Origin of the sequence: Collinsella sp. AM44-11, from assembly GCF_003467145.1 — a bacterium.
Classification (GTDB): Bacteria; Actinomycetota; Coriobacteriia; order Coriobacteriales; family Coriobacteriaceae; genus Collinsella.
The window spans coordinates 227,231-240,475 of sequence record NZ_QSFE01000001.1 but is presented as its reverse complement, the minus strand read 5'-3'; the positions used below and the strand labels follow the sequence as shown (position 1 = coordinate 240,475).

Annotated in this window: 11 protein-coding genes; 9 read left to right on the top strand and 2 right to left on the bottom strand. The window is 59.7% G+C overall.

Annotated elements, in window-relative coordinates; genetic code table 11:
- Positions 1–31 precede the first annotated feature (31 nt).
- The 9 genes from tsf to DW943_RS01115 all read left to right on the top strand — a co-directional run bounded on the left by tsf (position 32) and on the right by DW943_RS01115 (position 9,370).
- Positions 32–901, top strand: a complete 870-nt coding sequence (gene tsf, locus DW943_RS01155; RefSeq protein WP_117861942.1) for a translation elongation factor Ts — start codon at positions 32–34, stop codon at positions 899–901.
- A 117-nt stretch (positions 902–1,018) separates the two neighbouring features.
- A complete protein-coding gene (gene pyrH, locus DW943_RS01150; protein ID WP_040359955.1) occupies positions 1,019–1,741 on the top strand; it encodes a UMP kinase in 723 nt (240 codons plus the stop codon).
- A 2-nt stretch (positions 1,742–1,743) separates the two neighbouring features.
- Entirely contained in the window at positions 1,744–2,280 is a 537-nt protein-coding gene (frr, locus tag DW943_RS01145; protein ID WP_006236112.1) for a ribosome recycling factor, read from the top strand.
- A gap of 1 nt (position 2,281) precedes the next feature.
- Positions 2,282–3,076, top strand: coding sequence for an isoprenyl transferase (locus tag DW943_RS01140; RefSeq protein WP_117861941.1), 795 nt, complete (start codon positions 2,282–2,284; stop codon positions 3,074–3,076).
- A gap of 2 nt (positions 3,077–3,078) precedes the next feature.
- Positions 3,079–3,978 carry a phosphatidate cytidylyltransferase gene (locus DW943_RS01135; RefSeq protein ID WP_231500749.1) on the top strand — a complete coding sequence of 300 codons (900 nt, stop codon included), beginning with the start codon at positions 3,079–3,081 and terminating at the stop codon, positions 3,976–3,978.
- The gene (gene dxr, locus DW943_RS01130) at positions 3,978–5,165 is read left to right on the top strand and encodes a 1-deoxy-D-xylulose-5-phosphate reductoisomerase (RefSeq protein WP_117861940.1); all 1,188 of its coding nucleotides are present in this window, start codon (positions 3,978–3,980) and stop codon (positions 5,163–5,165) included. Before DW943_RS01135 ends, dxr begins: the two co-directional genes overlap by 1 nt.
- Positions 5,166–5,190: 25 nt before the next feature.
- Positions 5,191–6,552 carry an RIP metalloprotease gene (locus DW943_RS01125; RefSeq protein ID WP_117861939.1) on the top strand — a complete coding sequence of 454 codons (1,362 nt, stop codon included), beginning with the start codon at positions 5,191–5,193 and terminating at the stop codon, positions 6,550–6,552.
- 13 nt (positions 6,553–6,565) lie between these two features.
- The gene (ispG, locus tag DW943_RS01120) at positions 6,566–7,648 is read left to right on the top strand and encodes a flavodoxin-dependent (E)-4-hydroxy-3-methylbut-2-enyl-diphosphate synthase (RefSeq protein ID WP_117861938.1); all 1,083 of its coding nucleotides are present in this window, start codon (positions 6,566–6,568) and stop codon (positions 7,646–7,648) included.
- Positions 7,649–9,370 carry a proline--tRNA ligase gene (locus DW943_RS01115; RefSeq protein ID WP_233543549.1) on the top strand — a complete coding sequence of 574 codons (1,722 nt, stop codon included), beginning with the start codon at positions 7,649–7,651 and terminating at the stop codon, positions 9,368–9,370.
- A 176-nt stretch (positions 9,371–9,546) separates the two neighbouring features.
- Here DW943_RS01115 and DW943_RS01110 read toward each other — a convergent pair whose 3' ends face one another.
- Positions 9,547–10,311 (bottom strand): aminoglycoside phosphotransferase family protein, encoded by a 765-nt coding sequence (locus DW943_RS01110; protein WP_006236119.1) that lies wholly within the window; start codon positions 10,309–10,311, stop codon positions 9,547–9,549.
- 88 nt (positions 10,312–10,399) lie between these two features.
- The gene (gene adhE, locus DW943_RS01105) at positions 10,400–13,048 is read right to left on the bottom strand and encodes a bifunctional acetaldehyde-CoA/alcohol dehydrogenase (protein WP_055250041.1); all 2,649 of its coding nucleotides are present in this window, start codon (positions 13,046–13,048) and stop codon (positions 10,400–10,402) included.
- Positions 13,049–13,245: the final 197 nt, after the last annotated feature.

Sequence of the window (13,245 nt, the reverse complement as noted above, 5' to 3'; positions counted from 1 at the left end):
ATTCTTTTTCATCTCTTTGAAAGGAACCACAATGGCCCAGATTACCGCCGCTATGGTCAAGCAGCTCCGCGAGATGACCGACTCCCCGATGATGGAGTGCAAGAAGGCTCTCGTCGAGGCTGACGGCGACATGGACGCCGCTGTCGACGTTCTGCGTAAGAACGGCCTTGCCAAGGCTGCCAAGAAGGCTGGCCGTGAGACCAACGAGGGCGCTGTCGCCGCGTTCGTCTCCGAGGATGGCAAGACCGGCGCTCTGCTCGAGCTCTCCTGCGAGACCGACTTCGTTGGCTCCAACGCCAAGTTCACCGGCTTTGCTTCTAAGGTCGCTGAGGTTGTCGCTACCACCGAGCCTGTTGACGTCGACGCTCTGCTCGAGAAGCCGATGGGCGAGGAGACCGTTTCCTCCGAGCTCACCGAGATGATTCACATCATGGGCGAGAACATGAAGATCTCCCGCTTCGCTGCCCGCAAGGCCGAGAACGGCGCGCTCGCTTCTTACATCCACATGGGTGGTAAGATCGGCGTCCTCGTCGAGTTCGCCTTCGAGAAGGCCGAGACCGCTCAGGCTGAGTCCTTCAAGACCTTCGCTCACGACGTTGCCCTTCAGGTTGCCGCCGTCGCCCCGATCTGCGCTACCCGCGATCAGGTTCCGGCCGAGACCGTCGAGCACGAGAAGCAGATCTACATGGCCCAGGCTGCCGAGTCCGGCAAGCCCGAGGCTATCCAGGAGAAGATGGCTGTTGGCCGTCTGGAGAAGTTCTACAAGCAGTCCGTGCTCACCGAGCAGGAGTTCATCAAGGACAGCTCCCTCACCATCAAGAAGTACGCTGAGCAGGTCTCCAAGGAGCTCGGCGACACCATTACCGTCGTTGCCTTTGACCGTCTGGTCCGTGGCGAGTAAATAAGCTCTTGTAGCTGGTAATGAGCAGGCTGTGGGTTTTACTCACAGCCTGCTTTTTCATGGCTCTTATCAGAGCCTTTGATATCATATTGAGAGTCTAATTAAAGGAGGATCGCTTTGTCCGACATCCGATATAAACGAGTGCTTCTTAAGCTTTCCGGCGAAGCGCTGATGGGCGACGGCCAATATGGCATCGACCCCAAGGTTACCGATCATCTTGCCAAGCAGGTCAAGGAGCTGCTCGCCGTTGGCCATGAGGTCGGCGTCGTTGTCGGCGGCGGCAATATTTTCCGCGGCATGGCAGGCGCTGCCGGTGGCATGGAGCGTGCTCAGGCCGACTACATGGGCATGCTCGCGACCGTTATGAACGCGCTCGCCCTGCAGGATGCTTTCGAGCATAACGACGTTCCCTGCCGTGTGATGAGCGCTATCCAGATGAACGAGATCTGCGAGCCCTATATTCGCCGTCGCGCCATCAACCACCTTTCCAAGGGCAACGTCGTTATTTTTGCCGCCGGTTCGGGCAATCCGTACTTTACGACCGACACCGCCGCGGCTCTTCGTGCGTGCGAGATCGGCGCCGAGATTCTGATTAAAGCCACCAAGGTTGACGGCATCTACGACAAGGATCCCGTCAAGTGCGCCGATGCCGTCCGTTTTGACAAGATTACCTATCACGAGGTTCTCGTTCGCGGCCTGCAGGTTATGGATTCCACGGCTACGGCTCTGTGCCAGGATAACCGTATGCCTATTTTGGTCCTCAACATCGATGGCGAGGACACCGTCAAGCGCGCGCTCGCGGGTGAGCCCGTCGGCACGCTCGTCTATCAGGAGGATTAAGCATGGCAGAGAACATCACCGCCCATATGGACAAGTCGCTCGAGTCCCTCAAGCATAACTTCTCCAAGGTCCGTACCGGTCGCGCCAACGCCAACATTCTGTCCGACATCACCGTTGATTATTACGGTGTCCCCACGCCGGTCACGCAGGTTGCCGCCGTCAAGACCCCCGAGGCTCACATGCTGCTCATCGAGCCGTGGGACAAGGCGCTCATCAATGCTATCGTCAAGGCCATCGGCGCTTCCGATCTGGGTATTACCCCCAACTCCGATGGCACCGTCGTTCGTCTTCCGTTCCCGGCTCCCACTGAGGAGCGCCGTCGCGAGCTCGTCAAGGAGTGCCGCGAGTACGCCGAGCAGGCCAAGGTGTCTATCCGTAACATCCGTCGCGACTTCAACAACAAGCTCGAGCGCGATGAGGAGCTCACCGAGGACGACGTACGTCGCGAGCAGGCCAAGGTCCAGAAGCATACCGATGAATATGTCGCCAAGGTCGAGGAGCTTCTGAAGGAAAAAGAAGCCGAGGTCATGGAGATCTAAGGTGCAATACGACGAGCATAAACTGGTCGAGTACTTTGCCGACGCCCCTGCGGGCGTCGGTTTTTCCGACCTTGACCTCAATAACATTCCGCACCATATCTCGTGCATCATGGACGGCAACGGTCGTTGGGCCACGTCGCGCGGTCTTGCACGCACCGAGGGCCACAAGGCGGGTATCGTCTCGCTGCGCGAGATCATTACCGCCTGCGTGCGCCTGGGCGTCGACGTGCTTTCGGCCTATGCATTTTCGACCGAAAACTGGAATCGACCGCAGCACGAAGTCAACGTCTTGATGCATCTGTTTGCCAAGACGTTTATCGACGAGCTGCCGCTTCTGAAGCGCGAAAATGTGCGTGTTGTCTTTTTGGGCGACATTTCCGCACTGCCCAAGAAGACCCGCGATGTCTTTGAGCGCGGTCTAGCCGAGTGTGCCGACCACACCGGCATGACGCTGGCGCTTGCTGTCAACTACGGCGCCCGTGCCGAGATCACCCGCGCTGTCCGTCAGATTGCACTCGACGCTGCCGCCGGTAAGATCGATCCTGCCGCAATTGATGACGACATGGTGGCTTCCCACCTCTATACCGCCGGCCTTCCCGATCCTGAGCTTGTGATTCGCGCCTCAGGTGAGCTGCGCCTTTCGAACTATCTGTTGTGGCAGGTGGCTTATTCCGAATTCTACGTCACCGATACCTATTGGCCCGACTTTGATCGTTGGGGCCTTGTCGACGCCATTTTGGCCTATCAGGGCCGTGACCGTAGGTTTGGTGGACTGAGCAAGACCGAGGAGGCTTAATCGTGTCCGATCGTCCCAAGGCATCTGCTCCCAAGACGCCTGTGCGCAAAGCTGCCACTGCGGGAGCGCCTGCAGCGAAGAGCGGCACCGGTTCGTGGCTGGCGGGCTTTATTACCCGTGCCGCCGCCGGTATCGTCTACGCCGTTGTCTTTATCCTGTGCCTGGTTTTGGGTATCGTGCCCACGGCCATCTTTGTTTCTGTCATGAGCGGTCTGTGCTGCTATGAGTTTTTCCGTATGACAAGGCTCGATGGCAAGATGGCTAACGAGCGCATGGGTATCGCTGCCGCCGTACTCTTTCCGCTGTCGGCGTTGGGCGATTCGATGTTGCTGAATGCCCTGCTTTTTGCCTTGATGCTCGCTGTGGGCATTTGGTATGTCTGGTCGCCGCGTACCCGCATCTCTGATGTGGCCGTGACGCTCATGGGTCCCATCTACACTGGCTTTATGCTGTCGGCTATCGTGCTGCTGCGCGATGCCGTGCCCGGTTTTGCCGGCGCCCTGCTTTCAGTGGGCGTTTGCGCGTCCCTTTGGGTCTCCGATTCGTTTGCCTACATCGTGGGCAGCCGTATCGGCAAGCACAAGATGGTTCCCAAGATCTCTCCCAAAAAGAGCTGGGAGGGGTTTGCCGGCGGCATCTTGGGCTCGGTTTTGATTTGGCTCATCCTGTGGGCGACGCACTTCTACAAGCTCAGCCTGCCCTATGCGCTGCTGTGCGGCGTGGTCGTGTCCATTCTGGGCGTTATCGGCGACCTTATCGAGTCGCGCATCAAGCGCGGTGTGGGCGTCAAGGATTCCGGCAACCTTATCCCGGGCCACGGCGGAATGCTCGATCGTAGCGATTCGCTTATCTTCGGTTGCATCACCGCACAGCTGTTGCTGATGATCGGAGGCGTGCTGTAATGTCCTTCCAGACGACGTATGGCCCCGATGGACGCCTTCGCGTTGCCGTCCTGGGTTGTACGGGCTCTATCGGCACCCAGGCGCTCGATGTGTGCCGCCAGCATGCCGATCGCCTGCAGGTGACGGCGCTGTCCGTTAATTCCAGCACCTCGGAGCTCGTTGCCGCTGCCCGCGAGTTCTCGGTTCCGGCGGTTGCCGTTGCCGATGTCGCTCATGGCGATGACGCCGTGCTGCAGGAGTTGCCCGAGGGCACACAGCTCGGCGTTGGCGCGCAGGCGGTTTGCGAGCTCGCGCGTCGCGACGATGTCGACTGCGTGCTCGTCGCTATTGTGGGCGCCGCCGGTCTCGAGGCGAGCCATGCGGCCTTGACCTCGAATAAGCGCCTTGCCCTTGCCAACAAGGAGTCCCTCGTCGTCGGTGGCGACTTGCTTATGCCGTTGGCGCAACCGGGCCAGCTTATTCCGGTCGACTCTGAGCATTCCGCCATCTACCAGTGCTATCTGGGTGAGAACCCGCGCGAGGCCCACTGCATTTGGCTCACCTGCTCGGGCGGTCCGTTCTTTGGCCGCACGCGCGACGAGCTCGATCGCGTGACGCGTGCCGATGCCCTCGCGCATCCCACGTGGGCCATGGGTGCCAAGATCACCATTGACTCCGCCACCCTCATGAACAAGGGCCTGGAGCGCATTGAGGCCATGCATCTGTTTAACTGCGACCTCGATTTCATTAACGTGGTCGTGCAGCGTCAGTCCAAGATTCACTCTATGGTCGAGTTCGCCGACGGCTCCGTGATGGCGCATCTCGGTGCATCCGACATGCGTATCCCCATCCAGTTCGCGTTCTCGTGTCCCGAGCGTTGGGATACTCCGGCGCCTCGTATCGATTTCCGCGAGCTGGGGCAGCTCACGTTTGATGCTGCCGACATGGATACCTTCCGCTGTCTGGCACTGGCCGAGCGTGCCGGCAAGACGGGTGGCACCATGCCGTGCGTTCTCAATGCCGCCAACGAGGTCGCCGTCGATGCCTTCCTGCACGATGGCTGCAGCTTTACCGATATCGATCGCATTGTGGAATCCTGCATGGACGCCCACGATATGCAGGTGGTCGATTCGTTTGAGCAGCTTCGCGACATCGATGCGTGGGCGCGTGAAAAGGCTGCGCAGGTGCTCGCCGCAACTCGTTCCTAACCCATAAGGATTGCTTTTTCGTTTTATGGATACTGTTCTGAGCGTTCTCTCATCGGTCTTTTGGGGCCTGCTGATGCTTTCCGTCCTCGTGTTTTTGCACGAGGGCGGCCACTTTTTGGCGGCGCGTGCCTGCGGCGTCCGTGTGACCGAGTTCTTTTTGGGTCTGCCGTGCCGCTTTGACATCCATTACACGTCGCGTCGCATTGGAACCAAGTTTGGCGTGACCCCGCTGCTGCTGGGTGGCTACGCTGCCATCTGCGGTATGGATCCGACCGATGTTTCGTGCGCCGACCGCGTGCTCGCGGCTATCTATCGTCATGGTCGCGTGACCGTGGCCGACCTTGCTGTCGAGCTCGAGCTTTCCGAGGAGGATGTGCTCGAGGCATGCGCCCTTTTGCTGGGCTGGGGCTCCATCGCGCCCTGGTATGAGGAAGGGGAGAAGCCCTCGCCGAGCTACTATCCCACCAAATATCAGACGTTGCCGCGAGACACGGCAGGCTATACCACCTTTGATGGTCGTCGTTTCGATCGCGAACATGCGACTGCCGAGGGCGATGTGTGGGAGCTGCCGTGCGGCGAGGCCGAGTTCCTTGCGCAAGAGCGCTCGCACACCTATCTTGGCCAAGGCTTTCTCAAGCGCGCCTTTATGCTGCTCGCGGGCATTATCGTCAATATCTTGACGGGTTTTTTGCTCCTTATGAGCATCTATTCCATTGCGGGTGTCACCGTGCCGATGGATACCAACGTGATCGGTCAGGTTGACGAGGGGTCTATTGCCGCCAAGGCGGGTATCGAGGCCGGTGATGCGATCCTTTCGGTTGACGGTGTCTCATGTTCCACTTGGATGGATGTCTACGATGTCATCGGCAAGGCCGCCGGTAAGGACGATATCGCCATCGAGTACGAGCGTGACGGCAAGCAGCATTCGACCACGGTTGCGCTCAAAGAGGACGAGCGCCTAGGTGTGTATGCCTCTACGCAGGTGGTCCGTTTAGACCCCATCACGTCGGCTCGCCTGTCGTTCTCCTATGTCGTGCAGACAGCGGATGGCGTGATGCGCCTGCTCCAGCCGCAGCATACGATGGAGATTCTCGATCAGTCTTCTTCGATCGTGGGTATTAGCGTTATGTCCTCACAGGCCGCTGCTGCCGGCCCTGCCACGTTCCTTTCGTTTGCCGCCCTCATTTCGTTCTCGCTTGGCTTTATGAACCTGCTGCCCATCCCACCACTCGATGGCGGCAAGCTGGTCATCGAGATCATTCAAAAGATTGCGGGCCGCGAGCTGCCGCTCAAAGTGCAGACAATCGTCAGCTATGTCGGCATCGCGCTCTTTGCACTGCTGTTTGTTTATATGCTTCGTTCCGACATCCTTCGATTTATTCTGTAGGGGAGTGTTTGGATTGTCTTTATCCCATCCTTTGCCTCGCGAGCTGACGCGCCCCGTGCATGTGGGCGGCGTGCAGATCGGTGGCGGCGCGCCGGTGGTGGTCCAATCTATGACCTGCACCGATACCGCTGATGCCCAGGCAACGCTTGCGCAAGTGTGCGCGTTGGCGCAGGCTGGCTGCGATATCGTGCGCGTGAGCGTGCCCTCCGAGGCCGCGCTTGAGGGCTTCCGCACCATCTGTGCCGAGTCTCCGGTGCCGATTGTCGCCGATATCCACTTTAACCATAAGCTCGCCATTGGTGCCGTTGAGGCCGGTGCCGCCAAGCTGCGCATCAATCCCGGCAATATCGGCGATTGGGCCAAGGTTGACGCGGTGATCGATGCTGCGGGTGCCTCGGGCTGTGCGATTCGCATTGGCGTGAACGCGGGCTCGCTTGAGCAAGATATTGCCGAGCGCGACGACCTCACGCAGCCCGAAAAGCTCGTGATGTCGAGCGAGCGCTTCGTCAAGCACTTTGAGGATCGCGGCTTTACGAACATTGTGCTTTCGGCCAAGGCCCATAGCGTGCAAACGACGCTCGATACCTATCGAGCCCTGTCACGTGAGATTCCCCACGTTCCGCTTCACCTGGGCGTGACGGAGGCGGGGACCAAGCTTCAGGGCACCATCAAGAGCTCTGTAGGCTTGGGTATCTTGCTTTCCGAAGGCATCGGCGACACCATGCGTGTGTCGCTCACGGCCGATCCGGTTGAGGAGCCGCCGGTCGCCTGGGGAATTCTACAGTCGCTGGGCCTGCGTCGCCGTGGTCCCGAGATTGTCTCGTGCCCCACGTGCGCCCGCTGTCAGGTTAACCTGATTCCTATCGCCGAGGAAGTAACCGAGCGGCTTAAGAACTATACCGCTCCGCTTTCCATCGCCGTTATGGGATGTGCCGTTAATGGCCCCGGCGAGGCTTCCGATGCCGACCTGGGCGTTGCTTGCGGACGTGGTCAGGGCCTGCTCTTTTCGCACGGCCAGATCATTGGTAAAGTAGCTGAGGACCAAATTGTCGATGCGCTTATGGCCGAGGTCGACAAGCTTATTGAGGAGAAATAAATGACTCGAGCAATGTATATGTCTAAGCTGTATGCTCCGACGCTCAAAGAGGATCCGGCGGACGCTGAGCTCGCCAGCCACCGCCTGCTGCTCCGTGCCGGCATGATCCGCAAGGAGGCCGCCGGTCTGTATTCCTACCTGCCGCTCGCATGGCGCTCGATTCGCAAGATTGAGAACATCGTGCGCGACGAGATGGACGCCGCCGGCGCCCAGGAGCTTATGATGCCCATTATGGTCGACGCCGAGTTGTGGCGTGAGTCCGGCCGTATCGATGCCTATGGCAAGGAGCTTGTGCGCTTTGACGACCGTCATGGTCGCGAGTTCGTGCTGGGCCCCACGCACGAGGAGACCGTCACGGCCCTGGTGCGCAACGAGCTGCGCTCCTATAAGCAGCTGCCAGTGAACCTCTATCACATCCAGGATAAGTTCCGCGACGAGTTCCGTCCCCGTTTTGGCCTGATGCGCGGTCGCGAGTTCATCATGAAGGATGCCTACAGCTTCTCCGCCACGCAGGAGAGCTTGCAGGAGGAGTATGACAAGATGAAGCAGGCCTACGCTAACATTTGCGAGCGCTGCTACATCAAGGCCTTGCCCGTCGTTGCCGACTCCGGCGAGATCGGTGGCGATACCTCCGTCGAGTACATGGCTTTGGCCGACGCCGGCGAGGCTTCTCTCGTCTATTGCGATGACTGCGGTTTTGCCGCCGATGATGAGGCTGCAAGCACCAAGGTCGTCGTGACTGAGGGTCCCGGTGACGGTACGCTTACCAAGGTCGAGACTCCGGGCATGGGCACCATTGAGGCCGTTGCTAAGTTCTTTGGGTTCCCCGAGAACGGCACGCGCAAGTCCCTGGCGCTCATCGATGCCGAGGGCAAGCCCGTCGTGGCCATCGTCCCGGGCGATCATGAGCTCAACGACTGCAAGGCCGAGCATGTCTTTGGCAAGGGTTATCGCATGATGACGGACGAGGAGCTTCAGACCTACGGTCTGCACAAGGGCTTTATCGGACCGGTTAACTTGCCCGAGGGCATCCGTCTGGTGTGCGACGAGAGCCTGCGCGAGTCCAAGCAGTGGGCCTGCGGTGCCAACGAGGTCGATTATCACTTTACCGGTGCCTGCCCCGAGCGCGACTTTACCGTCGATGAGTGGGCAGATCTGGTCACCGTCGTTGCCGGCGATCCCTGCCCGCACTGCGGCAAGCCGCTCTCTGCTGCTCGCGGCATCGAGGTCTCGCAGGTCTTCCAGCTGGGTACTAAGTATTCCGAGGCCATGGGCGCCACCTTTATGGACGAGGACGGCAAGGAGAAGCCGCTTATCATGGGTTGCTACGGCGTGGGCGTGTCCCGCTCGCTTGCTGCCGTCGTGGAGCAGCACAACGACGAGCACGGTATCGTCTGGCCGGTTTCCGTTGCCCCGTACGAGGTCGCTGTGATTCCGCTCGATCCCAAGAAGGAGGAGTGCGCAACCGTCTGCGACCAAATCGTCGAGGGCTTGTGCGCCGAGCGTATCGAGGTCGTCGTCGACGACCGTGACGAGCGTCCCGGCTTTAAGTTTGCCGATAACGACCTTATGGGATTCCCGTATCAGGTGGTGCTTGGCAAGCGTGGCCTTAAGAATGGCACCGTTGAGCTCAAGGACCGTGCCACGGGCGAGCGCGAGGACGTGGCGATTGACGAGGTCGTCGCCAAGGTTGCCGAGCTTGTTAAGGCGGCCCGCCGTTAATCGACGTTTCTGCTATTAGATGTAATTGCGGGACTGCTCCGTATCTCTCTTAGGAAGAGATGCGGAGCAGTCTATTTTGTTGCGTGAATAAACTCGATGGGTAAAGGAAAACCCCACAGCCCATATGAGCTGCGGGGTTTTCTTGTGCCTCCGATGCGAAATAAATCGCTCAGATATTACTGATAATCGACGACGTCGATCCAGTTCTTCAGGAACTCATCGTTCACGTTGCGCTTACGAGCGAGCTCGGAAGCGGCGACGATGCTCGTCCACTGACGCACGACCTGCATGGGCATGTCGGCGCGGTCGCAGTAGAGCTCCAGGTAGGCCTCGGCCTGATCCTTGCTGTTGAGGGCGAAGAGCAGGTAGGTGGTGGCAACGTCGGCAGCAGGGGAGCCCTGGGTGGCGTGTGCCCAGTCGCACACATAGAGCTGGCCGTCGTCGCCGACGATGACGTTGGAGGGGTTGAAGTCGCCGTGGCAGACCTTGAACTCCTTGGTCATGCCGTCCAGACGCTCCTGAAGGTTGTAGCGCGTGGTGGCATTGAGCTGATCAAGGCTGTCGATCATGCGGGCGAACTTGTCGCGCTGACGGTTGAGCAGCGGGGAGGTGTAGCCGTGGATCTCGATTTGGAGGTCGACGAACATCTCGAGATACTCACCAAAGCGCTGGGGCTCGGCAGTCATCTTCTCGGCAAGGGTGGTGCCCGGAACCTTCTCGGTCACGAGCGCCCAGCCGTTGGCGTTCTCGAGCTGGGAAACCTCGAGAGCCTTGGGGCTGCGGATGCCGCACTCATTGATGCGGGCAAGATTCAAAGCCTCGTTGAACACGTCGGAGACAGGCTTGGTCTCGTTAAAGACCTTGACAATCTTGTCGCCCAGGTCGTAAACGACCTTGTTGCCACGGCGGACGAGCTCGGTCTTGGAATCGGGTAGCAGCATGGTTGCATCCTTTCAACGATGCGATAGAAGCGACGGCGGGGGTGTGTGAAACACCCGTGCACCCCCGCCGTTAAAAACCGTGCTAAAACTAGCAGACGGCGTAGTCCTGAGGCTCGCGGCCGTAGTAGGCGTCCAGGTAGAGCTCCTTGATCTCGCTCATGAGCGGGTAGCGCGGGTTAGCGCCGGTGCACTGGTCGTTGAATGCCTGCTCGGTCATCTCGTCGAGGGTGTCGAGGAAGTACTGCTCGTCAACACCGTAGTCGGCGATGGTCTTCTTGACACCGATGAAGTCCTTGAGCTCCTCGAGCTTCGTGATGAAGTTCTCGAAGACCTCCTTGTCGTCCTTGCCCTCGATGCCGCAGTACTTGGCCATCTCGGCGTAGTTGTGCAGCGCGTTGGGGTAAGGATACTGGGAGAACGTGCCCATCTTGACGGGAGCCTCGGCGGCGTTGTAGCGCATAACGCGGGTCAGGATGACGGCGTTGGCGAGGCCGTGGGGCAGGTGATGGAAGGCGCCGAGCTTGTGAGCCATGGAGTGGTTGAGGCCCAGGAAGGCGTTGGCGAAGGCCATGCCGGCCATGCAGGAGGCGTTGTGCATCTCCTCGCGGGCGTGCGGGTCCTTGGCGCCGTTCGTGAAGCTGGAGGGCAGGTTCTCGAAGACGAGCTTAGCAGCGCGCTCGGAGAGGCCCTTGGTGTAGTCGGAAGCCATGATGGAGACGTAGGACTCGATGGCGTGGGTCATGACGTCGATGCCGGAGGCAGCGGTCAGGCCGCGCGGGGCGGTCATGCAGTTGTCGGCGTCGACGATAGCCATGTTGGGGAGCAGCGCGTAGTCGGCGAGCGGCCACTTGATGCCGGTCTCCTTGTCGGTGATAATGGCGAACGGCGTGCACTCGGAGCCGGTACCCGAAGAGGTCGGGACGGCGACGAAGTAGGCCTTCTTGCCCATCTCGGGGAAAGTGAAGATACGCTTGCGGATGTCCATGAAGTCCATGGCCATGTCCTCAAACTTGCACTCGGGGTGCTCGTACATCATCCACATGATCTTGCCGGCGTCCATAGCGGAGCCACCGCCGACGGCGATGATGACGTCCGGCTCAAAGAGAGCCATCTGCTTGGCGCCGCGACGTGCGCACTGCAGCGACGGATCGGGCTCGACGTCGTAGAAGCAGTCGTGGGCGATGCCCATCTCGTCGAGCTTGGCCTCGATGGCGCGGGTGTTGCCATTCTTGAAGAGGAACTGGTCGGTGACGATGAAGGCGCGCTTCTTGCCCATGACGGTACCGAGCTCGTCGAGTGCGACGGGCGTGGAACCCTTCTTGAAGTAGACCTTCTCGGGAGCGCGGAACCACAGCATGTTCTCACGGCGCTCGGCCACAGTCTTAACGTTGATCAAGTGCTTCACCCCAACGTTCTCGGAGACGGAGTTGCCGCCCCAGGAGCCGCAGCCCAGGGTCAGAGACGGCTTCATGCCAAAGTTGTACAGATCACCGATGCCGCCGTGCGAGGACGGGGTGTTGATGACGATACGGCAGGCCTTCATGACGTGCTCGAACAGACTGATCTTCTCGGCCTGGGCGGGGTGCACGTACAGAGAGGCGGTGTGGCCCGGGCCACCGGCGAGCACCAGGTGCTCGGCCTTGTCGACGGCCTCCTGGAAGTCCTTGGCGTGATACATGGCCAGGACCGGGGAGAGCTTCTCGTGGGAGAATTCTTCCTTGGCGGGGTCGGTGGAGGTGACCTCGGCGATCAGGATCTTGGTCTTGGCGGGAACCTCGATGCCGGCGAGCTCGGCGATCTTGGCGGCAGCCATGCCGGGAATGCGGTGATCGAGGGCGCCGTTCTTGAACATGGCGGCACGCAGGGCCTCCATCTCGGCACCCTGCTTGACGAAATAGCAGCCGCGCTTCTGGAACTCGGCCTTAACCTGGTCATAGATGGTGTCGATGACGGTCACGGACTGCTCGGAAGCGCAGATCATGCCGTTGTCGAAGGTCTTGGAGTGGATGATGGAGTTGACGGCGAGCAGCACGTCGGCGGTGTCGTCGATGACGACCGGGGTGTTACCGGCGCCAACGCCCAGGGCGGGCTTGCCCGAGGAGTAGGCGGCCTTGACCATGCCCGGGCCACCGGTGGCGAGGATGATGTCGACGTCGCGCATGACCATGTTGGTCAGCTCGATGGAGGGGACATCGACCCAGCCGATGATACCCTCGGGGGCGCCGGCCTTGACGGCGGCGTCAAGCACGAGCTTGGCGGCGGCGATGGTGCACTTGGCGGCAGCCGGGTGCGGGGAGATGATGATGGCGTTGCGGGTCTTCAGGCTGATCAGCGTCTTGAAGATCGCAGTGGAGGTGGGGTTGGTCGTCGGGATGACGGCGCCCACGATACCGATGGGCTCGGCGATCTTAGTGATGCCATAAGCCTCGTCGCGCTCCAGGACACCACAGGTCTTGGTGTTCTTGTAAGCGTTGTAGATGTACTCTGCGGCGTAGTGGTTCTTGATGACCTTGTCCTCAAGAACGCCGCGGCCGGTCTCCTCGATGGCCATCTTCGCCAACGGGATACGAGCCTTGTTGGCGGCCATGGCGGCCTCATAGAAGATCTTGTCGACCTGCTCCTGCGTGTACGTAGCAAAAAGCGCCTGGGCCTCTCGCATCTGAGCGAGCTTAGCCTCAAGCGCCTCTACGTTGTCCACAATTGCGGGAGTAGTGTTTTCCGGTGACTTTTTCACCATTTGTGTCTCCTTGCGATCGGAGATTTACCCTACGTCTTGCATGATAGCAAGAAATAATTCGGTAAACGGTAAGATTCCCGTAAAAGGCATACTAAAACGTTTCAATCAACTGAAACGTTTCAACTATAACTATCTGTCTATTGCATTGCCCCGCTCATTGGGGACAGACTTACATGAGTGCTTTCACTCATTTGTGA